Genomic DNA, 21,013 nt, shown 5'->3' with positions numbered 1-21,013 from the left:
CTTATCCTTCCTTCGTCATCGTGACACCGGGCAGCGGTGCGGTGAGCGGGGCATGCCCGGGGAGTGCGTGGTGGCCGACGCCGGACAGGACGATCCTGGCCGCGCTGACCCCGTACGCGGTCGCCTCGGCCACGTCGGCTCCGGCCGCCAGCGCGGCGACGGTGGCGCCGGCCATCGTGTCGCCCGCTCCGGTCGTGTCGACGATGTCGTCACCGCCGATGGCCGAGTCGCGTACCGTCCAGGACGGTCCCGCCGGATCGGCGACGTAGGCGCCTTCGGCGTCCAGGCGGGCGACGACCGCGAGGTTCAGCCGTACGGCGAGCCGCCCGGCCGCGACGCGCGGCTCGGGGTGCAGGGCGGCCAGTTGCACCCTGCTCGGCAGCAGCACCCCCGAGGCCACCCGGATCGCTTCCCAGTACGCCCAGCCGAGCTTGCTCACCTGCGACTGATCCGGGTCGACGCCGACCACGGTCCGCTCGTCGTAGCCGCGGTCGAGCCGCACCGGCGAGCAGAACAGCAGACCATCGAGGCCGGTGAAGAAACCGGGCGGGACCGGGCCAGGCGTGGGAACGCTGTCGTCCTCCTCGGCGATCTCCATGCCGGGCGGCGGCGCGGTCGTCACCAGGCGACGTCCCTGCGGCGAGTCGAGCAGCCAGACCCGCACCGGATCCGGTACGGACGTGCACGCGGACAGGTCGACGCCGGCGGCGGTGAGGGTCTCGGCGAACTCCGGGACCGAGTCCGGCAGCTTGCACCGCAACCGCACCCGCGTACCGGCGACGAGACGCGCGCCGAGGGCGGCGTACAGGCCGGGACCGCCGAGGCGGTCGTAGTGCGCCGGCCGTCCGACCCGCACGATGTGGTCCACGGAGAGGCCGCCGACGACACCGACCAGCGTGGTCATCGGCTCCCGCCCGGTGCCACGACCTCGGCCGCGGCCTCGATCTCCGCCAGCAGGTCGTTCTTGCGGGCGCGGTCGAGGAAGGACGCCTCGATGGAGTTCTCCGCCAGTTGGCGCAGGTCGGCCGGGGTCAGGTCCAGTGCGCGGGCCGTCGCGCCGACGTTGTCGTCCAGGTAGCCGCCGAAGTACGCGGGGTCGTCGGAGTTCACGGTCACGTGCAGCCCGCGCCGGAGCATCTCCCGGAGCGGGTGCGCGGCCAGCTCCGGCACGACGCGCAGCCGTACGTTGGACAGCGGGCACACGGTCAGCGGGATCCGCTCGGCCACCAGGCGGTCGACCAGGCGGTCGTCCTCCAGGCAACGGACGCCGTGGTCCACGCGTTCCACCCGCAGGACGTCCAGGGCCTCCCAGATGTAGGACGGCGGGCCCTCCTCGCCGGCGTGTGCCACGCAGTGCAGGCCCTCGGCCCTGGCGCGCTCGTAGACGGCGGCGAACTTGGACGGCGGGTGACCGACCTCGGCGGAGTCCAGGCCGATGCCCAGGATCGGCGTGCCGAGGGCGAGAATGCGGTCGAGGGTGCGCAGGGCGTAGTCGGCGTCCAGATCGCGCAGGAACGCGATCAGCAGCCCGGTGCTGACGCCGTGCTCGCGCTCGCTGGAGGCGAGCGCGGTGGACACGCCCTCCAGCACCGTCTCCAGCGCGATCCCGCGGTCCAGGTGCGCCTGGGGGTCGAGGAACACCTCGGCGTGCCGCACCCCGCCCGCCGCGGCGCGGGCGAGGTAGGCCGTGGTCATGTCGGCGAAGTCCTCGGCGGTCCGCAGCGTCGCCATGTTCGCGTAGTACAGGTCGAGGAAGGACTGCAGGTCGGTGAAGTCGTACCTGCGGGCCAGGTCGGCGACGTCGGCGTAGGGGAGGGTCACCCGGTTGCGCTCGGCCAGCGCGAAGATCGTTTCGGGTTCCAGTGTGCCTTCGAGGTGCAGATGCAGCTCCGCGCAGGGCAGGGTCACGACGCGCCGCCCGGCTCCGCCGTCAGGGCGTCGACGAGCATGGTCAGGATCTTGTCGTGGTCGGCGCTCACGGCGACGTTCAGCAGCGGCAGGTGGTCCCAGCGGAAGTGCTCGCGCTCGTCGACGACGGTCTGCCCGAGCGTGGCGGTGCCCGTGGTCTCGACGGTGACGTGCAGTTTCTCGGTGGTGAGCACCGACGGATCCAGGCAGGCGGCGACGGCCATCGAGTCGATCAGCCCACAGTACGAGTCGAACCCCATGTCGCGCACGTAGTCGGCGATGTCGAGCAGGAACGCCGCCTCCGGACGGTCGGACGTCGCGAGCCGTTCGCGGTCCTCCGCACGCAGGTCGAGGTCGGGGTGGGTGACGACGTCCAGCCCGAGCGCGGTGATCGGCACGCCCGACCGGAAGACGTGCTGGGCGGCCTCGGGATCGACGTAGACGTTCCACTCGCTCACGGGGTTGTCGCCGGTGGCGCGGGTGTAGGCGTACCGGTTGCGACCGAAGGCGCCGCCGATGAGGTAGACATGGGCGATCCTGGTCGCCAGGGACGGGTCGCGCATGAGGGCCAGGGCGAGGTTGGTGAGCGGGCCGAGGGCCAGGACGGTGATCTCGCCGGGTGCGGCGTTCACCACGTCGGCGATGACGTCGGGGGCGAACCGCGGGTCCAGCGGCGTGGACGAGGCGGCCAGGCCCGTGTTGCCGAGCCCGTCGTCGCCGTGCGAGAACGGGTCTCTCGGGTAAGGGCGGACGAGAGGCGTCTGCGTCCCCCGCGCCACCGGAATCGACTCCGCGTCGAGCAGTCGCAGGACGCGCAGCGCGTTCTCGGCCGCCCGGTCGGCCTGCAGGTTGCCCGACACGGCGGTCAGCGCCTTGATGTCGAGCCCGGCGCGGCGCGCGAACATGATCGCTACCGCGTCGTCGATGCCCGGGTCAGTGTCGATCAGTACGGACCTCATTCGCCTTCCCCTCGGATCCCGAGCCGGGGCAGCCACATCGGCAGCCCGGCCGCTTCTGCGGTGCGATCGAGCCGGTGGAGGAGCGCGATCCCCTCCAGCGCGACGTCGATCGCGGTGATGTGCCCGGCGCCCGCCTGGAAGGTCGCGCCGGTGCTGATGTTGTCGGCGACCGAGCAGATCGATCCGCCGCGCCGCCCGAAGAGCTGCGCGAGCGTGACGATCGCCGCGGACTCCCTGTCGCCGTTGAGCACCCCGGCCCTGGCCCAGTCGTCGACCACGGTGGTGTGCCAGGACTGCAGGTAGCCGCCGACGCCGGGCCGGCCGCCGGCCACGAAGTCGCTGTCGGTGGACCGGGTGACGCCGACATGGTACGGCGCGCCCGCGTCCTGGGCCGCCTGGGTGAGGGCGAGCACGACCAGCGGATGGCTGGCCGCCGGCCAGGACGACGGCACGTACGCCGCCGTCATGCCCTCGTCGCGCACCACTCCGGAGGCGATGACCAGGTCGCCGGGGCGGACCTTCGGGTGCATGCCGCCCGAGCCGCCGACCCGCAGGTACGTCGTGGCCGAGGTGTTCTCCAACAGTTCGTGCATGACCAGCTCCGCCTCGGGAGAGCCGGAACCGCCGGAGACCACGCTGACCGACGCGCCCCGGTACGAGCCGGTCCACGTGCTGAACATGCCCGACCGGCCGACGACCCGCGCGCCGTCCAGCTTCGCGGCGATCTGCTCGGCCGGGTCCAGGTCGTACGCGCACAGCGGGTCTCGCACCGTGACGATGACGTACTCGCCGACCTGGGCGGGATCGACCCGCGTCAGCGCCGGGCGTCCGTCGACGTAGAGCCCGCGAAGCGGGACGTGCGCCGCGTGGTCGTAGCGTTCGAGCGCCTTGCGGTTGAGCGGGCCGACCGACGACAGATCGTTCGGGTCCGGGCTGCTCACCGCTACTGCCCCACGACCTGGACGTGGAACTGCCGGTTACGCGGCCCGTCGTGCTCCATGAAGTACACCTTCTGGGAATGGCCGAGCAGCGGCGCGCCGTCGGTGACGATCAGCGACAGGGACGTGCCGATCAGGGTGGACTTGACGTGACCGGCGGCGTCCTGCGGCGTGTCGTGCTGGTGCTTGAAGTCGATCCGGGTCGGGATCCACCGGTTGACCTCGTCCATCACGTCGACCAGGCCGAGAGGGTCGGGGAAGGAGATGATGCCGACGCTGGCGGTCGTGTGCGGCAGGCTGACCACCGCGACGCCCTCGCGGACGCCGCTTTCTGTCACCGCCTTGACGACCTCGTCGGTGATGTCGATGGCACGGTTGCCGTCGGTGCGGAGCTTGAATGTCGCGACCATGGGAGTGGGGAGAGCCTTTCAGGAGTTGGCGAGCGGCACGGTGATCCGGCTCGATCGGGTGGTCGAGCCGTCGGCTGAATCCGCCCATCCGTCCCGGCCGCCGCGACCGGGCTCCTCGCCGCGCAGCCGCATCAACTCCTCGGCGAGGAGCGCGAGCGGCACGATGTGCAGCAGCGGCTGCCACAGCTCGCGCACGCCCGCCGCGTACGGGAGGTGCACGCCGGCGAGCGGCTGGTCGGAGACGGTGGCGGTGGGACGGCCCAGCTTCTCCAGGAGAGGCGCGATCTCCTCGGCGCGGGACCGGGCGGCGCCGTCACCGGGCGTGGTGAGGACGACCGGGATCGACGTGTCGGCGGTGAAGTACTCCAGGTGCGCGAACTCCTCCACGTCCTGGTCCCGGGCGGAGATCCCGGTGGCTTCGAGGACCTTCGCCGCGCCGTAGCCCGCGCTCGCCCGGGAGGGGCCGGACCCCAGGTACTGGAGCTGTGCCCGGTCGCCCCAGTCCGCGGCGAGGCGCGCGACCACGGGCGCGACCTCGGCGACGGTCTGGTCGACGGCGTCGGCCAGCGCGGCCAGCTCGCGCCGCAGCACGCCCGCCTCGTCCATCGTGTAGCGTCCGCGTACTTCGCCGCTGCGGATGGCGAGGTGGAACAGGCCGAGCAGGCTCATGGCGTAGGACCGCACTCCCGGCGCCGCCGCGAAGGGCGGCGCGGCGACCGGAAGGACCTTGTCGGCCGCGGCGGCGAGCCTGCTGTCGGCGGCGGCGGTGACCGCCACCACGAAGTTGCCCTGCGCCTGGGCGGTACGCGCGGCCTCGACGACGCGGGCGACCTCGCCGGAGTTGGAGACCGCGACGACCAGGGGCCGGAACCGCCGGCCGCCCACGAGGTCGCCGATCCGGTACCGGGCGGCGGTGAGGGCGTCGTCGGCGAAGCACGGCAGCCCGGTCAGCTCCTGCCAGGCGAACTGGGCCGCTCGGGCCGCGAAGAACGAGTCCCCGCATCCGGTCAGGAGCACCAACTGGAGCGCGTGGTGGTCCGGTGTGCCGATCGTGCGGCGGGCGTGGTCTTCCACCTCCCAGGTCGTGTCGCGGATCAGCGCGCCCAGGCTTTCGACCTGGGCGCGGAGAGCGGTGTGTGTCATGCGAAATCCGATCGTGATGGGTCGGGAACTGTCGGGAAAAGGATCAGATGGCGTGGTGGGTGACCGGGGTCAGCGCGGTCCGCTGCTCCAGCAGTTCCGCCCGCGCCGGGCCGTGGGCCGCGGGCGGCCCGTACTGCTCGATCACGAGCGACGCCGCCGCGGCCGCCCGGCGGGCGGCGAGCACGAGGTCGCCGGTGTCGCCGAAGGCGGCGAGTAAGGCACCGCTGTGGCTGTTACCGGCTCCGGTGGGATCGACGACGGGGCCGCTGGGGGCGACGCCCACGTGCGTCAGCTCACCGCCGTCGCACAGGATGGTCCCGGCAGCGCCCATCCGCAGGCTGACGCGCGCGGCGCCCGCCTCGGCGAGCATGGCGGCGCAGGCCGCGGGCTGCTCGACGCCGCACAGCCCGCGGGCTTCCGTCAGGTTGACGGAGAAGAGGTCCACCTCGCGGAGCAGGACGCTGACCTGGTCGAAATGGCCCGGGTCACAGACGTCGGCCGAGATCTCCCAGAGCACCGGGCAGCCGGCGGCTCGGGCGTGGGCGATCACGCCGTCCCAGTCGCGGGGATCGACGCCGGCGAACAGATAGAGTCCGCGCAGCGAGTCCCAATCGGCGGGAATGTCGGCGACCCTGGGCGCCATGCTCGCGAAGTGGTCCAGCCCCAGCAGGGGCATCTCGCTCCGCTCCCCGTCGGCGCGGTAGACGATCCTGGACCGGGGGGTGCGCTCCCCCGCCACCCTGAGCGCCGTCGTGACGATCCCCCATGCGTCCAACCGGTCGAGATCGGCCCGCCCCAGGTCACGGCCGATGCCAGAGATCAGACCGGCCGGACCTCCGCCGGCCGTGGCCGCGCCGAGGGCGGCGTAGAACCCGGCGCCGCCGAGCAGGCCGGGCACTTCCGTACCGTCGGCGAGCACGAGATCGTCGATGATGAGGCGGCCCAGCACGGCGTATCCCGGACCGGGTTCCCTCATCGTGTCGTCCGTCATGCCGGCCGCCGTTCTGGCCGGGTCGCGGCGATGGCGATCCCGTCGGCGAGCATGGTGCCGCGTTCGATGAGGAAGCCGGCCCCGCCGTGCCGGTAGGGCATCGTCGTGTCGGACGCGTGGAGTACGCGTTCCCCGTCCACCAGCAGCTCGATCTCGCTCCCCGTGCACGACAGCCGTACGTCGTAACCACGGTCCTGCTCGTACGGCCAGTCGCGGACCGCCAGCACCTGCCGGTGGCGATCGCGCTGCTTGACCAGGCTGACGCGGGAGCCGCCGGAGAAGACGGCCGCGTAGAAGCGGCGATGTCCCGCGCTGCGCACGACGAGGCCGCCGCTGTCGTGCAGGCTGAACATCAGGGTCGAGCCGGCGGAGTAGTCGTCCCAGTCGCGGCCGCCGATCGTGACCACGCCCAGCTCCCCCGGGTGCGACACGGAGTAGCTGTAGCCGAAGTCGGCCTCGAAGTTGCGGGCCGACGCGACCCAGGCGTCCAAGGGCACCGGGTGGGTGTCCCAGATGGACGACAGGAGGACGCCCGACTGGGTGAAGCGCGTGGGCGCGCCCCGCCAGTCGACCTCCTCCACCGTGACAGCGCCGTCGAACCGTTCGGCGGACTCCAGCTCGATGCCGAACCTGAACAGCAGGTCGGCGCCCACCTCGGGCACCTGCCAGCGCAGTGTCACCGGCTCCTGTCCCAGCGCGAACGGCTCGCTGACGCTGCGCCGGATCTCGCCGCCGCGGTGGTGCAGCACGTACAGGCGCGCGGACGGCGCGGGCGACCGGTCCGCGCGGATCCGTGCCGTGACCACCTGCCCGGGGTAGAGGGACGGGCTGGCCACGGTGGAGAAGTTCGTCATCCGGTCGGCGGGGTCGAGGAAGACCGGGGTGGACGCGGCGGCGGTGAGCCCCGGGCCCAGCCCGCGGCAGCGCAGGAGCAGACCGGCGCCACTGGTGCCCTCCACCTCGACGGTCGGGTAGGCGGCATCGGCGTAGGGGCAGCTCTGGAAGCCCTGGACCGAGCCTCGGTACCGGAAGCCGAACCGAGGGCCGACGTCGTCCTTGAGGCTCTCCCCTCGGGCTCGGGCCGCCGCGCGGACGATCTGGTCGGCCTCGCGCACGGCGTCGGAGACGCACGCGCCGCCGTCCGCGGTGACGACGAGCAGCCGGTCGGCGACGGCGGCGCGCAGGTCCACCTGCGCGGTCAGGGCGTCCAGGCCGAGCCGTACGCCGTTGAGGCTGCCGACGCAGCCGGCGTTGCTGTCGGTGTCGAAACCGGCCGACGAGGCGATCATGACGGAGCGCTGGAAGTCGTCGCCGCCCAGCAGCAGGGCGGCCAGCGTCATGGCGTGGTTGGGCACCACATGACAGGGCCCTGGATACTGCCGGTAGCCGTGCCGCCGATCGATCCGGTCGCGGACCGCGCGCCAGTCGTCCTCCTTCGCGCAGAGATCGACGACGTCGTCGATCACCCGCTGAAGGAGAGGCGAGGTGACGTAGCCGCGGCACTGCTCGATGAGCCGGTGCAGGTCCGTGACGTCGAAGGCGAGGGCCCGCAGCGCGCCGAGGAACGCGGCGGCCTCGACGGCGATGCCGTCGTGGCTGACCGAGGCCGCCCGGCGGACCAGCGCGGCGGCGCGTTCCGGATCGCCCGGGTGCATCATCGAGAAGGCGTCGCTGAAGATCTGTGAGCCGACCTGCTCCGACAGGGTGCGCCCGTTCAGCTCGGCCGACCCGCTCGCGGGCGCGGTGACTCCGGCACGCAACCGGAGGAAGGCGGTGTGCTCGGTCGAGCGCCCCAGGCCGCCCCACCACAGGATCGTCTTGTCCTCGATGACGTAGTTCAGCCAGGTGTCGCCGATCTGCTCGGCGGTCGGTTCGGGGTCGGGCCCGTGGTCGGCGACGGCGCGGAAGAAGGCGAAGGTGCCGGAGATGTCGTCATCGGCGACGATCAGCGGGAGGTCCAGGGCGGAGTTGATGTAGTACGACAGCTCCCCGAACCGGGTCTGGATGTCCTCGTACGGCCAGCCCTCGACCGGGCGGCCGAGATAGACCCCGATTATCTTGCCGAGCACCCCGGCGTAGATCGCCTCGGCGTAGTCGGCGGCTGACTTGCTCACCTGCGTGGTTCCCATCTCTGCACGGAAAGGCCGCGGGCCAGGATCGCCCCGCGGTCGACGACGAGCCCCGCTCCGCCGCCGGCGTACGCGTCGTCGCGGGCCTCCGCGACCACGGCGCCGTCGACCAGGAGCGACAGCCTCTCGCCGAACAGCCTGAACTCCAGGTCGCGCACGTCGTCGATGCGATGGTCGACCGGGGCGCTCGCCAGCACGGTCTGCGCGCCGTCACGACGGCGGACGATCAGGGCCCGCCCCGCCGACAGCAGCCCCGCGTAGTAGCGGCGATGGCCGCGCGCGCGGCCCACGAGCCCGGCCGCGTCCTGCTGGTTGAAGGTGATGCGCGAGGCGACCGAGTAGTCCGACCAGTCGGCGGTGCCGATGGTCACGATCCCGTTCTCCTCCGGATGGGAGAGCGAGAACGTGGTCGTGTAGTCGGGTGCGAAGTTCGCCGCCGAACTGGTGAAGGTGCGCAGCCAGGCGGTGTCGGTCGTCCACGGGGTCAGATCGGGCGAGAGCTCCTCGGCCAGGCCGAGGCGGAAGTCCTCGGGAGCGCCGGCCCAGTCGAGGTCGACGAGGGTGACGCTGCCGTCGAGGCGGGCGCCGGAGGTGAACTCGAGGCCCAGGCGGTGGACGGCCTTCCCGCCGGTGTCGGGCAGGGTCCAGCTCACCCGGTTGACGCCCACGGCCAGCGGCCGGCGCTCGGCCCTGCGGGTCTCCACGACCTTGTCGTCGCCGTAGACGTCGATGAAGAAGTTCATCGCGGGCGCTCGGTCGCCTCGTACGTCGAGGGTCGCCCGGACGGTCTGCGTGCCGTACAGGGAGGGGCTGCCGACGACCTCGAAGTAGCTCGTCCCCGCCACCCCCGTCGACCGCGGATCGCAGGAGGTCTCGACCGAGATGGCGGCGCGCGTCCCTGGGGCGAGCGCGCGGAAGGCGGCCGTCAGCCCCTGGCCGGTGTTGGTCAGGGACGTCAGCGCCTGGTCGAGCCCGGTGCCCGGGTGGGGCCTGAACCCCTGGGTGGAGCCGGGGAACTCGAACGCGAAGCGCGGAGTGGCCGGCGGAACCGGCTCGCCGCGCAGTTCGGCGCCCGCGGCGAGGATCTTGCGGGTCTCCCGTACGGCGTCCGTCACGCACTCGCCGCCGTCGGAGCTGACGGCGAAGAGCCGGTCGGCGACCGGGGTACGCAGGTCCGCGCCGGCCGAGAGCCCGGCCAGGCCCAGCCGGATGCCGTTGACACAGCCGACGTTGCCGGTGTTGCTGTCGGTGTCCCAGCCGGCCGAGGTGCAGATGGACAGGCTACGCTGGAAGTCGTCGCCTCCCATGAGCAGCGACATCAGCACCGCGGCGTGGTTGGTCTGCATCGGGCTGTTGCCGGGATAGTTCGCGTAGCCGTGCCGGTCTTCGATCCAGTCCCTGACCTCGTGCCAGTCGTCGGTGGCCGAGCATGTGGTCACCACCTCCTCGACGAGGCGGTGCAGCCGGGGTTCCGTCACGAACGCCAGGCCGCGTTCGACCAGGGTCGTCATGTCCCGCTCGGTGAAGGCGAGCGCCTCCATCGCCGCGATCAGGCACGCGGCGTCCACGGCCAGTTCGTCGTGGCTGACCGAGGCGGCGGCCCGCGCGAGCGCCGCGGCGCGCTCGGGGTCGCCAGGGCTGACCAGGCCCCATCCGTCGACGAAGATCTGCGCGCCCACCCCCTCCGCCATCGACCGCCCGTTCAGGGCGATCGAGCCGGTGGCGGGCGGGACGACGCCCGCCTTGAGCCGCAGGTACGCGGTGTGCTCGGTGGACCGGTTGAGCCCGCCCCACCACAGGATCGTCTTGCCCTCGATCGCGTAGTTCAGCCAGGTCGACCCGACCGCCGCCGCGTCCAGTGGGCGGACGTCGGGGTGGTCGGCGAGGGCGCGGAAGAAGACGAACGTGCCGGAGATGTCGTCGTCAGGGACGATCAGCGGGACGCCCAGGCTCTCGGCGACGTAGAACTCGATGGCGCCGAACCGTTCGCGGATCGCCGGGTAGCTCCAGCCCTCGACCGGGCGGCCGAAGTACACCCCGATGATCTTCCCGAGCACGCCCGCGTAGGTGCGCTCGGCGATCGTCTCGTCGTACGGCGCGGGGGACGCCGATACGGACCTGCTCATCCCTTCACCGAGCCGCTGACGAATCCGTCGACGAAGTGCCGCTGGAGCAGGATGAAGACCACCATGATCGGCGCCACCAGGATCACGGCGCCGGCCATCATCACGCCCTGGTCGGTGCTGAACGTGCCGTTCATCGACAGGTACCCCAGGGTGGCGGTGATGCTGGACTCCTCGCCGCCCTGCAGGAACGTGGAGGTGATCAGGAACTCGTTCCAGGCCATCAGGCCCACGATCGTGGCAACGGTGATGAGCCCGGGCGAGACGACCGGCAGCATGACCGAGCGCAGCAGTTGGAAGGTGTTCGCCCCATCCACCAGGGCGGCCTCCTCGACCGACTTCGGGATCTTCAGGAAGAAGGTCCGCATCAGGAACACCGACAGCGGCATGTTGATGGCGGCGATCACCACGCCGACGGCGACGACGTTGCCGAGCAACTGGAGCTGGGCGAAGACGTAGTACAGCGGGAAGAGGAAGAGCTGGATCGGCACCGTCATGGCCACCATGAAGTAGATCATCACGGCGGGCCAGGCGCGGATCTTCTTCCCGGCCAGCACGTATCCGGCCAGGGACGAGCAGACCAGCACGACGACCACGGTGGTGAAGGTCAGGATGAAGCTGTTGACGAAGCCCTGGGCGAAGTGGCCGTAGTTCCACGCCTCGGCGAAGTTGTCCAACCGCAGCTCGGTCGGCGGCGCCAGCGGGTTCGCGGTCACCTCCGACGAGGTCTTGAAACTGTTGATCAGCACCAACAGCAGCGGGAACAGCGCGGTGGCCGCGAAGGCGACCAGCAGGACGTGGCCGACGATGACGGCGACGTGCTTCATCCGGCCCCTCATGCGTTCAGGTCCTTTCGGCTCAGCCAGGTGTAGACGAACGACGAGATCAGCCCGAAGAAGCTCATGACGAGACCGACGGCCGCGGCCTTGCCGAACTGGAAGCTCGCGAAGGCGAAGCTGTAGGCGTAGGTGCTGAGCATCTCGGTCGCGTGCGCGGGGCCGCCCTGGGTCAGCAGCCACACGTAGTCGAACGCCAGGAACGAGAAGATGATGATCATCACCCACATGAGCTGCATGGTCGATCTGATGTTGGGCAGGTAGACGAAACGGAACACCTGCCAGCCGTTGGCGCCCTCGACCAGTGCCGCCTCGACCTGCTCGACGGGGGTCTGCCGGAGCGCGGCGAGGTAGATGACGGTGAGGAAGCCCCAGAAGTGCCAGATGTCGACGGCGGCGATCGCGTAGATCGCGGAGTTCAGGTTCGACAGCGGGGTGCCGAGGTCCAGCCCGTGATCGTTGGCGTAGCCGACGACGCCCGAGATCGGGTTGTAGATGATGTTCAGCCAGAGGATCGCGTTGGTGATCGGCGCCAGCACGTACGGCACGAGGAAGACGACCTGGTAGACCGTTCTGGACCGCGGCCTGGTCAGCAGCAGGAGCGCGGTCAGGAGCCCGATGCCCACCGGGATCGTCAGGAACAGCAGCATCCACCGGAGGTTGTTGCCGAGGGCGGTGGTGAAGACCGGGTCGTCCAGGATCTCGGCGAAGTTCGCCAGGCCGATCCACTGTGCCTGCAGACCGATGCCGTCCCAGTCGGTGAACGCGGCGACGGCGGTCATGACGCCCGGCACGACGACGACGAACGCGGACAGCAGCACCGCCGGCGCGATGAGCAGGTAGAACTTCAGCGTGCCGCGCCCGCGGCGAGACCGTCTGGGCGACGCTCCCGCGGGGTCGGCACCGGATCGACGCGCCATGGCGCCATTGCCACGGCGTGTCGCCCCCTCGACTGCGGCCAATTTCCCTCCTCGATTCAGGCGGCCGGGGCGGAGACGGGCACCTCTTGGGCCCGTCTCCGCCCGGCTCGTTCTCCGCGGGTTGTGGTGACGGTCTGCCGCGTCAGCCCTGAGCGGCCGGCTCGGGGATCGGCGGCACCAGCTTCTTGTCGAACTCGGGCTTGAAGGTGCTCTCCACCTTGGACAGGAAGGACTGCGCGGAGGTCTGGCCCAGCCACACCGAGTCGATGTTGACCATCTCCTGCTGCGTGGCCGGCGGGAAGAACGTCGCGGTGAAGTAGCCGAAGTCGCCCTTGTTCACCGCCTCGCTCATGTCCTGGATCGCGAGGATGTACTGCTTCGACAGCCCGGTGAAGTCGTCCGGGGCGGCGTCGAGCGTCTTCAGCGGCGCGCCCCAGTAGCCCGGCCAGACCGCGGTCATCTTCTTGGAGAAGTCCGCGGACATCATGTAGTTGATGACCTCGGCCGCGCCGTCCTTGTTCGGCGAGGCGGCGTTGATCGACAGGGACGCGGTGGAGCCGAGCGTCCACAGCGGCGACGGGAGCGTGGGGTCGACGTTCGGGAACGCCGTGAATCCGAGGTCGTCGACGTTGCCGCTCTCCGCGTTGAAGTAGTCGGTCGCGAACTGGAAGGCCAGCGACGGCCCGATGAAGAAGGGGGACTTCCCGTCCTTCAGCAACTGCATGGCGTCGGTGAAGTTGAGGTTGCTGTAGTCCTCGCCCGCCAGGTAGCCCTTCTTGAAGAAGTCGGCGGAGTCCTGCACCGCCTTCACGATCGCCGGGTCCGTCCACGGGATCTCGCCCTTGAGCGCCTTGTAGACGGCCTCAGGCCCCGCGGCGTGGGTGAGGAAGAGCGAGGTGTAGTTCTCGTTGACCGGCTTCCAGCCCTTGTTGCCGGTCACGGAGGCGTACAGGCCGGCCGCCTTCGCCTTGTCCATGGTGGCCTGGAGATCGGCGAACGTCGTGGGGACCTGGGCGCCGAGCTGGGCCAGCACCTTCTTGTTGTAGAAGATGCCCAGGGTGTTCAGCGAGTTGGGCAGCGAGTAGAGCTTGCCGTCGACCGTTCCCGCCTCGTACATGGGCGCGAGGATCTTGTCCTTCCAGCCGTACTTCTGCGCGTACGCGTCCATGTCGGCGAGCTTCCCCTTGGCGACGTAGGCCGCGGCGAAGGACGGGCCGGAGCCGTACACGATGTCCGGCCCCTTGCCCGCGGTGAGCGCCACCTGCACGTTCTGGTCGACGTTGTTGTTGAACGTGACCGTCAGCGTGTACTTGTCCTGGGCGGCGTTGAAGCCTTCCACCAGGATCTTCTTCATCGCGTCCTGGTGGGCGGGCGGCGCGCCCCAGAACCAGAACTGAAGATTCTGGCGGCCGCCCGAGTCTGCGGCGTCCGAGCCGCCGGCACCGCCGGACGAGCAGGCGCTGAGCGCCATCGTCGCAATACCCAGCGTGATCATTACCGATCGCCATTTGGTGACCAAGGGCATCCTGACCTCCGATACGACATGGATGCGCACTGTGGGATGCGGCCGGGCTGCGACGACGAAGTAGCCGGCCGGACTTCCTGAGCCGTCCACACCTGGGGTCGGCTCGATGCGTCCTGAGACATGGTTTGTTGTATTGAGGTCAGTACGTTAATTCCGCGCCAGGCAGCCGTCAAGACCGCATGAGGGGGTTTTGCACGTATTGCCGGAAACGTTCAGACCCAACCAAAAGGTACGTCCGGATACCTGGACAGTCCAGGAAGGAGCCAGGTGCGGCCCTGTGGGCGGTATGGGCTGGTACGCGCCGCTGTCAGGCGTCGGTCGCCGGCTCGGCGTGGTGCACGAAGCGGAAGCGCACCCGCCCGCCCACCCACGAGGTCCTGGAGACGTCGATGATCTCGCCGTTCCGCTGCCGGCTGCGCGCGACGACGACGAACAGCGGAGCGTCGACGTCGGTGCCCAGCAACTGGGCGTCGGCGGCGCTCGCCAGGATCGTCTCGAGCGAGTTGTCGACCTCGGCGGGGAGGATCCCGTAGCGCTCGCGCAGGGTGAGCGAGAGGGAGCCCTCCATCAGGGGCTCCTTCGACAGCCCGGGGGCGAGCCGGGGCGGCACCCAGGATTCGCTCAGGCCGATCGCCTGGGAGTCGACGCACTGCAGCCTGCGGAGGTAGACCAGCTCCCCCGTCAGCGCCTCGTCCGGAAACCGTCGCGCCAGGTCGGCGGGGAGCTTCTCGTACGCCGCGACTCCGAGCTGGCGCGAGACGGCGTCGTGCCCAGCACCCCTGACCCGGTCGCGCCACGGGGCGCTGAGGGCGAGATCGTGCTGGACGAGGTCGGGCCTGGGCGAGACGAACGTGCCGACGCCCTGTCTGCGCTCCACGTAACCCTCGGCGGCGAGGTGGGCCAGCGCCTGGCGGATGGTGATCCGGCTGACGTCGAAACCCACCGCCAGCTCCTGCTCGGAGGGCAGCCGCTCACCGGCGCCCAGCGCACCGGCGTCCATCTGACGGCGGAGGATCTGCGCCACCTGCGCCCACGCGGGGACCGGAGAGGATCGATCGACACCTTCGGGCACCGCAGCCGTCCTTTCCGTCCGCAACAAGACCGACCTCGTGTTTTTACCTGACCGTAATAGTCATCATATCATCATGACGACTAGCTTACCTGTCACGGCTTCCGAGCAGAGCCCGGAGACCTGACAGGCATGCGAGGTGGAGGCCGGTCTTATTGTCCACGAATGCCGGACGAGCCGGACCCCCGACCGAGGGGACGGCAGAGCAGCAAGTTGAGTACGACATCGCGCCCGTGATTCATCCCCGCGTCCAGCGGTCGCGCCCGATGCCTTCGCGACCGCGTACGGTCCGTTCCGCCCTGGCCGGCCCCACGCGGTCGTACTCGCCCACCAAGGCGACAACCGGCCCTCCGACCTGGGCATCAGCCCGTCTCCCGCCTGCGGAACTACCTGTTCGCTACCGTGCCTGCGGTAGGCACGCATACCGCAGGCAGTCGATTCCGGACGACTTACCAGGCCGGTAAGGTGATTTTTATGGATGAATCGGGCATCCAGTCGTCCCCGCCATGGCGACAGGTGCCCCCACCAGTGCTGGACGTCGTTCTCGCGGTCGCGGTAGTGGCGGCCGGCCTGATCATGGTCACCCGCCCGGGAACCGCCGAAGGCAGGCCGATGACCTGGCGCGATGCGCTCGTCGCGGCCATCGCCTTCGGGCTGGTCCTCGTACACCGCCGATGGCCGCTGCCACTGCTCGCTGTGTTGACGGCGCTGGTGACAGTCACGGCCTTGTCCGCGAACGATCCGGCCGGCTTCGTCGCGGCCACTGTCGTCGCCGCGTACACCGTGGCCGTTCAGACCAACCGGCGGAGCGCGTGGCTGGCGAGTGGGACGGCGGCGGCCGTGGGGTACGTGGGAACCGTCGCCTTCACCGATCAGGTCTGGCTCGGCCCGCCGCTGGGGATGGCTGCCTTGACCGGCATGGCGACCGCGATCGGTGATGCCACTCGCAACCGTCGGGCCTATATAGCCTCGGTCCGGGAGCGCGCCAGGAGGGCGGAGCAGACTCGTGAGGAGGAGGCCCGCCGCCGGATCGCCGAAGAGCGGATGCGCATCGCCCGGGATCTGCACGACGTGGTCGCCCATCACATAGCGGTGATCAACGTGCACGCCGGGCTGGCCGAACACACCGTACGCACCAGGACGGAGCAGGCCGAAGCGTCTCTGGGCCATGTACGGCAGGCAGCCCAGACCGTCCTCGGCGAGCTGACCACGATCCTGTCCGTGCTACGGCAGAACGGTGACGCCGATGCGCCCACCGAGCCGGTACGGAGCCTGTCGCAGCTCGGCGAGCTGCTGGACACGGTCGCCGCGGCCGGGCTGCGGGTCGAGCATCGTCAGGTCGGCCCAGAGCGCCCGCTGCCCGCGGCAGTCGACCAGGCGGCCTACCGCATCGTCCAGGAGGCGCTGACCAACGCGCACAAGCATGGCATCGGACCTCTGGCGAACCTGCGCATCGAATACCGCGCGAACGCCGTCGTGCTCGACGTCGACAACCCGGCAGCGCCCCCGATCACGCCATCAGGCGAGACAGGGCATGGCCTGATCGGCATGCGCGAACGGGTGCATGCCGTCGGCGGCACGATCGCGGCCGGTCCTGCCGGGGATCGCTTCCACGTTCATGCCGTCCTGCCCATGGCGGCCCAACCAGAAAGCAGACTGTGACGACTCGCGTCCTCATCGCCGACGACCAGGCCCTGATCCGCGCCGGCCTGCGTGGCATCGTCGAATCCGCGCCAGATCTCGAAGTAGTCGGCGAGGCCGCCACCGGCCGCGAGGCGGTCACACTCGCCCGTACCGCCCGTGCCGACATCGTGCTCATGGACATTCGCATGCCGGAGATCGACGGGCTCCAGGCGACCCAGCAGATCACGGCCGACGAGAACTTGGCCGGAGTGCGGGTGCTCATCCTGACCACGTTCGAGCTCGACGAATACGTACTGCGCGCCCTGCGCGCCGGGGCCAGCGGCTTCCTCGGCAAAGGCGCCACCCCGACGGAGCTGATCGACGCCATCCGAACCGTCGTCGATGGAGACGCCCTCCTGTCTCCCAAGGCCACCCAAGCGCTGATCGCCCGGTTCCTCGCCAGCGGTGACCCCGGTCCGCTCCCGGACGCTTCCGTCCTCGACCTCCTCACCGACCGCGAACGCGAGATCCTCGCGCTGGTCGCGCTCGGCCTGTCCAACAACGACATCGGCGCGCGGCTCTACCTCTCCCCTTCCACCGCGAAGACGCACGTCAACCGGGCCATGACGAAACTAGGAGTACGCGACCGGGCGCAACTCGTCGTCATCGCCTACCAGACCGGACTGGTACGCCCCGGCGATACCCTCTAGCCGTGTCCTTGACCATGCGGTAGGCGTTGAAACCGATCTCGGCCGGCAGGTCACGGGCCGTGTGGGCGGTGCTCGACCCGCGGCCCGGCGGCGTGACCACGATAGGCAGCGGCCTCGTGCCCGACCCCCGCCCCGGGCTGCGCTCCAGGCGAGCGTGCGGTGATTTTCCGCGGCTACCAGCCGGTGCGGGCGGACGCGTCCGCCGGGACGCCGGGCGTACCACGGCCGCAGTACCTCAACGAACCGCGCGCAGACGACGCCGATTACAGCCACCGGTCGCGACAGTGGATCGCACCGGAGTGAGCCGCTCCGGACCGTTGGAGGGAGACAGCAGTGAACCACGAAGACGCGAAGCCGACCGCCAGGCCGTACGGCAGACGGAGGGTAGCGGTACCGGCCGTGCTGACTGCTCTGGGCTTCTTGACGGTCGCCGCATGCTCGTCGGGCAGCGGCAGCGCGGAGACGCCGAGGCCCGCCTCCGCCTCTTCCGCCTCCGCTTCCGCGGCGTGCCCGCAGCCGTCCTTCGCCGGACGCAACGGCGGCGCCCCGCCGTCCGGCCCGGCCGCCGGCGCCACCCCTTCCTCGCCGCCCGGTGCGGCGAGCCCTCCGGCAGGGACATCCCCCGGCCCGATCCGGGAACTGACGGTCGCGAAGACGATCAAGCCGAGCGACAACAGCACGAGCACCGTCTACACACCGGCCGGACCGGAGATCACCTGCGGCCAGACGCCGGTCAGCCTTCAGTCCGACATCACGTATGCCACTCCGACCACGACAGACGGCCGGCAGATCCCGCTGAAGCTCGACATCCAGACCCCGGAGTCGGCCGGCAGCAAGCCCCTGGTCGTCTATATCACCGGTGGCGGGTTCAACTTCGCGCAGAAGTCCGGGAACCTGAACCAGCGCACCTGGGTGGCCGAACAGGGCTACGTGGTGGCCAGCATCGAATACCGGACCGTCAGCAACGGTAACGCCACCTACAAGGACGCGGTCGCCGACGTGAAGTCCGCCGTGCGCTACCTGCGTGCGCACGCAAGCGAGTACGGCATCGATCCGGCCAATGTGGCGGTGTGGGGTCAGTCGGCAGGAGGTTACCTGGCCGCAATGGCCGGAGCCACCAATGGGGACAAGCAGTACGAGCAGGGCGACAACCTGGACCAGAGCAGCGAGGTCCAGGGCGTAGTGGATCAGTTTGGCCCTTCAGACCTGTCCAAGCTCGCCGCCGACTTCGACGTCGACATGCAGAACGACACCTACACACCTGGCAACGGCTTCGCGCAGTGGGTGTACGGTCCGGGGACCGAACGGTCCGTCAAGGACGAGACGCCGGAGGTCCGGGCGGCCAACCCGGCCAGCCATGTCAGCAGCCGTTCCGCGCCGTTCATCGCACTGCACGGCTCCCAGGATCACTTCGTCTCACCCAGTCAGACCCTGATCGTGCATGAGGCGTTGCGCGCCGAGGGTGTCGAGTCCACCCGTTACGTGCTCGAGGGCGCCGATCACGGCGATCTGTCCTTCACAGGCGACACCGAAGCCTCCAAGCCCTGGAACAGCCAGCAGACCATGGGGTACATACTCGAATTCCTGAACAGGCACCTGACCTGACGGTGAGGATGGGTCAAGCTTGTGTTTTGAGGTGGCGGATGGCGTCGGCCGGTTGAGGTGTGCCTATCGGGCGGCGTCCCGCGGCTCGGCGAAGCCGTGAAGGATGGCGTCGGCGAGCGCCTGTGCCTGTTGTGCGGGTGAGAACAGGGCAGGGCATGCCAGCCAGGTGGCGGCGGTGCCGTTGACCGCGGTGATGATCGCGAGCGACGCGGTGTTCGCGGTGACGCCCGGACGGAGTTCGGCCTTGCTCAGCAACTGCACCATCTGCCGTCGCCAGTTTTCCATGATGGCCTGCTTGTCGTGCAGGCCGCGTTCCAGTTCGGGTGCGCCCTCCATGCCGCGCATCGACAGTGCGAACACTTCCCGGAACGTCGAATCCTCCTCCAGTGCCGTGAAGAATGCGACGAGGAAGTCGGCGACGCGTCGGAGAGGTGGTTCTGGGCCGTCGAGCTTGTTCCAGACGGGCGTCGCGGCCTCGGCCCACAGTTCGCTGATCGCCGACAGGCACAGCGCGGCCTTGTCTGTGAAGTGGTGGTAGAGCGCGCCGCGGGTTACTCCTGCCCGTGCGGCGATCCCGCCGAGGGTGGCAGCCGCGTAACCAAGCTCGGCGAACTCCGCAAGAGCCGCGACCAGCAGGGCGCGACGGGTGGCCGCCGCCTCCTCCGCAGTTCTCCGCATGACGGCCAGTTTCCCATACGTGCGGGCATGTATGCTTCACTAAAGATACATAGATGCATGTATGTAAAGGGGCTCGCCATGCTGCTGTTCCGCGACGTCAAAGTGTTCGACGGCGAGGAGGTCCTTCCGCTCACGCACGTCACCGTCGTCGAAGGACTGATCGCCGCAGTTGGGGAGGCGGAGGCGCCCGGAGCGGTCGTCGTCGAAGGGCGCGGAGCCACCCTGATACCCGGCCTCATCGACGCGCACGCGCACGTCTTCCCCGGCGACCTGGAACAGGCCTCGGTATTCGGGGTCACGACCGTACTCGACATGATGGCCGACCCCGTCCAGGCCGCCACGCTCCGCGCTGCGGCCGCAGCCGTCCCCGAGCTGGCGGACCTGCGCACCGCGGGTACCGCCGCCACGGTTCCCGGCGGGTACGGCTGGTACCTCGTCGAGATGGGCCTCCTGCCGCCCTTCCCCACACTCACCGCCCCCGAGCAGGCAGAAGCCTTCGTGGCCGAGCGACTGGCCGAGGGGTCCGACTACCTGAAGATCCTTCTCGACGACGGCTCGACCGTGGGCGTGCCGACCCCGTCGATGCCCAACGAGACACTCCATACGCTGGTCGCCGCCACCCATGACAGAGGCAGACTGGCGATCGCCCATGCGCTGACCGCGGAGTCGGCCCGGCTGGCAGTCGCGGCAGGTGTCGACGTGCTCGGCCACCTATTCGTCGACCGGCCCGCCCCAGAGTTCGCTGATGAGCTGGCGGCAAGGGGAACTGTGGTCATCCCCACGCTCGCCGTACTCGGCGAACTGTTCGGCAGGTCGCAAGGCCGACAACTGGCCACAGACCCCCGGGTCATGCCATACCTGAGCGAAGGGGCACGGCGCATGCTCACCATGGAACCCGTGCCGCTCGGCGAAGGCGCACGACACGACTTCGACGTGGCGACCCACACGCTGGCAGAACTCCGCGACGCCGGCGTCACCGTACTGGCCGGATCCGACGCCTCCAACATGGGAACCGCCCACGGCGCGACCCTGCACGATGAACTGCGCCGGCTCGTGGCCGCCGGCCTGACTCCCCGGGAGGCCCTGACCGCCGCGACCGCCGCCCCCGCCCGCTGCTTCGGCCTCACCGACAGGGGCACGATCGCGCCCGGACTCCGCGCCGACCTGGTACTCATCGACGGCGACCCCACAGCCGACATCGACCACACCCTCGACATCCTCGGCGTCTGGCGGGGCGGACAGCGCATAGCACGCGAGCACCAACTCGGTGACGAAGCCCCTCCTACCAACTGAGAGACAGCCGATGGACGCCTCATCAGAAACGAAGCTCTAAAACGATGGTCGTGACCCGTCACCACGGCGAGCAGTTCTCCTCATTACCTGAAGTTCCTGAAAGCGTGCCGATCTGGACGAATGTCGCCCTCCGCCACCCAGAACAGGCCGAAC

General features: G+C 69.9%; 18 protein-coding genes. 4 read left to right on the top strand and 14 right to left on the bottom strand.

From position 1 onward, the window contains the following. Nucleotide 1: 1 nt before the first annotated feature. The 13 genes from ACZ6S0_RS28350 to ACZ6S0_RS28290 all read right to left on the bottom strand — a co-directional run bounded on the left by ACZ6S0_RS28350 (nt 2) and on the right by ACZ6S0_RS28290 (nt 14,954). The gene (locus tag ACZ6S0_RS28350; RefSeq protein WP_465922338.1) at nt 2-904 is read right to left on the bottom strand and encodes a PfkB family carbohydrate kinase; all 903 of its coding nucleotides are present in this window, start codon (nt 902-904) and stop codon (nt 2-4) included. Next, nucleotides 901-1,908 (bottom strand): adenosine deaminase, encoded by a 1,008-nt coding sequence (locus ACZ6S0_RS28345; protein WP_465922337.1) that lies wholly within the window; start codon nt 1,906-1,908, stop codon nt 901-903. Before ACZ6S0_RS28345 ends, ACZ6S0_RS28350 begins: the two co-directional genes overlap by 4 nt. After that, complete coding sequence (locus tag ACZ6S0_RS28340; RefSeq protein WP_465922336.1) at nt 1,905-2,867, bottom strand: nucleoside hydrolase; 963 nt, start codon at nt 2,865-2,867, stop codon at nt 1,905-1,907. The genes ACZ6S0_RS28345 and ACZ6S0_RS28340 overlap by 4 nt, the downstream gene beginning before the upstream one ends. Beyond that, the gene (locus ACZ6S0_RS28335; protein WP_465922335.1) at nt 2,864-3,808 is read right to left on the bottom strand and encodes a nucleoside phosphorylase; all 945 of its coding nucleotides are present in this window, start codon (nt 3,806-3,808) and stop codon (nt 2,864-2,866) included. The genes ACZ6S0_RS28340 and ACZ6S0_RS28335 overlap by 4 nt, the downstream gene beginning before the upstream one ends. A 2-nt stretch (nt 3,809-3,810) precedes the next feature. After that, nucleotides 3,811-4,215 carry a secondary thiamine-phosphate synthase enzyme YjbQ gene (locus ACZ6S0_RS28330; protein WP_465922334.1) on the bottom strand — a complete coding sequence of 135 codons (405 nt, stop codon included), beginning with the start codon at nt 4,213-4,215 and terminating at the stop codon, nt 3,811-3,813. Nucleotides 4,216-4,233: 18 nt separating this feature from the next. Further along, nucleotides 4,234-5,358: an SIS domain-containing protein gene (locus ACZ6S0_RS28325; RefSeq protein WP_465922333.1), complete on the bottom strand. Its 1,125-nt coding sequence runs from the start codon at nt 5,356-5,358 to the stop codon at nt 4,234-4,236. Nucleotides 5,359-5,401: 43 nt separating this feature from the next. Beyond that, nucleotides 5,402-6,349 carry a carbohydrate kinase family protein gene (locus ACZ6S0_RS28320; RefSeq protein WP_465922332.1) on the bottom strand — a complete coding sequence of 316 codons (948 nt, stop codon included), beginning with the start codon at nt 6,347-6,349 and terminating at the stop codon, nt 5,402-5,404. Next, nucleotides 6,346-8,478, bottom strand: coding sequence for an ADP-ribosylglycohydrolase family protein (locus tag ACZ6S0_RS28315; RefSeq protein WP_465922331.1), 2,133 nt, complete (start codon nt 8,476-8,478; stop codon nt 6,346-6,348). Before ACZ6S0_RS28315 ends, ACZ6S0_RS28320 begins: the two co-directional genes overlap by 4 nt. Next, the gene (locus tag ACZ6S0_RS28310) at nt 8,460-10,604 is read right to left on the bottom strand and encodes an ADP-ribosylglycohydrolase family protein (protein WP_465922330.1); all 2,145 of its coding nucleotides are present in this window, start codon (nt 10,602-10,604) and stop codon (nt 8,460-8,462) included. Before ACZ6S0_RS28310 ends, ACZ6S0_RS28315 begins: the two co-directional genes overlap by 19 nt. Further along, nucleotides 10,601-11,440, bottom strand: coding sequence for a carbohydrate ABC transporter permease (locus tag ACZ6S0_RS28305; protein ID WP_465922329.1), 840 nt, complete (start codon nt 11,438-11,440; stop codon nt 10,601-10,603). Before ACZ6S0_RS28305 ends, ACZ6S0_RS28310 begins: the two co-directional genes overlap by 4 nt. Further along, nucleotides 11,437-12,357 carry a carbohydrate ABC transporter permease gene (locus ACZ6S0_RS28300; RefSeq protein WP_465922328.1) on the bottom strand — a complete coding sequence of 307 codons (921 nt, stop codon included), beginning with the start codon at nt 12,355-12,357 and terminating at the stop codon, nt 11,437-11,439. The genes ACZ6S0_RS28305 and ACZ6S0_RS28300 overlap by 4 nt, the downstream gene beginning before the upstream one ends. 142 nt (nt 12,358-12,499) lie before the next feature. Further along, nucleotides 12,500-13,852, bottom strand: coding sequence for an ABC transporter substrate-binding protein (locus ACZ6S0_RS28295; RefSeq protein WP_465922327.1), 1,353 nt, complete (start codon nt 13,850-13,852; stop codon nt 12,500-12,502). Nucleotides 13,853-14,189: 337 nt separating this feature from the next. Next, complete coding sequence (locus tag ACZ6S0_RS28290) at nt 14,190-14,954, bottom strand: GntR family transcriptional regulator (RefSeq protein ID WP_465922326.1); 765 nt, start codon at nt 14,952-14,954, stop codon at nt 14,190-14,192. A 525-nt stretch (nt 14,955-15,479) separates the two neighbouring features. On the opposite strand from ACZ6S0_RS28290, the gene ACZ6S0_RS28285 reads away from it, so the two are divergent. The 3 genes from ACZ6S0_RS28285 to ACZ6S0_RS28275 all read left to right on the top strand — a co-directional run bounded on the left by ACZ6S0_RS28285 (nt 15,480) and on the right by ACZ6S0_RS28275 (nt 18,889). After that, on the top strand, nt 15,480-16,613 hold the full coding sequence (locus tag ACZ6S0_RS28285; protein ID WP_465922325.1) for a sensor histidine kinase: 1,134 nt from the start codon (nt 15,480-15,482) through the stop codon (nt 16,611-16,613). Continuing rightward, nucleotides 16,610-17,284: a response regulator transcription factor gene (locus ACZ6S0_RS28280; RefSeq protein WP_465922324.1), complete on the top strand. Its 675-nt coding sequence runs from the start codon at nt 16,610-16,612 to the stop codon at nt 17,282-17,284. The genes ACZ6S0_RS28285 and ACZ6S0_RS28280 overlap by 4 nt, the downstream gene beginning before the upstream one ends. Before the next feature lie 333 nt (nt 17,285-17,617). Beyond that, a complete protein-coding gene (locus ACZ6S0_RS28275) occupies nt 17,618-18,889 on the top strand; it encodes a prolyl oligopeptidase family serine peptidase (protein ID WP_465922323.1) in 1,272 nt (423 codons plus the stop codon). A gap of 63 nt (nt 18,890-18,952) precedes the next feature. Here the strand turns inward: ACZ6S0_RS28275 and ACZ6S0_RS28270 are convergent, their stop codons facing one another. After that, nucleotides 18,953-19,567, bottom strand: a complete 615-nt coding sequence (locus tag ACZ6S0_RS28270; protein ID WP_465922322.1) for a TetR family transcriptional regulator — start codon at nt 19,565-19,567, stop codon at nt 18,953-18,955. A 78-nt stretch (nt 19,568-19,645) separates the two neighbouring features. On the opposite strand from ACZ6S0_RS28270, the gene ACZ6S0_RS28265 reads away from it, so the two are divergent. Next, complete coding sequence (locus tag ACZ6S0_RS28265; protein WP_465922321.1) at nt 19,646-20,860, top strand: amidohydrolase family protein; 1,215 nt, start codon at nt 19,646-19,648, stop codon at nt 20,858-20,860. The last annotated feature ends 153 nt before the right edge of the window (nt 20,861-21,013 follow it).

This window comes from Nonomuraea sp. NPDC051298, assembly GCF_055586305.1.
The sequence above is the reverse complement of the archived record's forward strand: the minus strand, read 5'-3'. Positions and strand labels throughout refer to the sequence as shown.

Bases quoted from the DNA above. Each gene is read 5' to 3' on its own strand.
- ACZ6S0_RS28350 (WP_465922338.1), bottom strand. From the start codon at position 904: ATGACCACGCTGGTCGGTGTCGTCGGCGGCCTCTCCGTGGACCACATC.
- ACZ6S0_RS28340 (WP_465922336.1), bottom strand. From the start codon at position 2,867: ATGAGGTCCGTACTGATCGACACTGACCCGGGCATCGACGACGCGGTA.
- ACZ6S0_RS28330 (WP_465922334.1), bottom strand. From the start codon at position 4,215: ATGGTCGCGACATTCAAGCTCCGCACCGACGGCAACCGTGCCATCGAC.
- ACZ6S0_RS28325 (WP_465922333.1), bottom strand. From the start codon at position 5,358: ATGACACACACCGCTCTCCGCGCCCAGGTCGAAAGCCTGGGCGCGCTG.
- ACZ6S0_RS28320 (WP_465922332.1), bottom strand. From the start codon at position 6,349: ATGACGGACGACACGATGAGGGAACCCGGTCCGGGATACGCCGTGCTG.
- ACZ6S0_RS28315 (WP_465922331.1), bottom strand. From the start codon at position 8,478: ATGGGAACCACGCAGGTGAGCAAGTCAGCCGCCGACTACGCCGAGGCG.
- ACZ6S0_RS28310 (WP_465922330.1), bottom strand. From the start codon at position 10,604: ATGAGCAGGTCCGTATCGGCGTCCCCCGCGCCGTACGACGAGACGATC.
- ACZ6S0_RS28305 (WP_465922329.1), bottom strand. From the start codon at position 11,440: ATGAGGGGCCGGATGAAGCACGTCGCCGTCATCGTCGGCCACGTCCTG.
- ACZ6S0_RS28300 (WP_465922328.1), bottom strand. From the start codon at position 12,357: ATGGCGCGTCGATCCGGTGCCGACCCCGCGGGAGCGTCGCCCAGACGG.
- ACZ6S0_RS28295 (WP_465922327.1), bottom strand. From the start codon at position 13,852: ATGATCACGCTGGGTATTGCGACGATGGCGCTCAGCGCCTGCTCGTCC.
- ACZ6S0_RS28270 (WP_465922322.1), bottom strand. From the start codon at position 19,567: ATGCGGAGAACTGCGGAGGAGGCGGCGGCCACCCGTCGCGCCCTGCTG.
- ACZ6S0_RS28265 (WP_465922321.1), top strand. From the start codon at position 19,646: ATGCTGCTGTTCCGCGACGTCAAAGTGTTCGACGGCGAGGAGGTCCTT.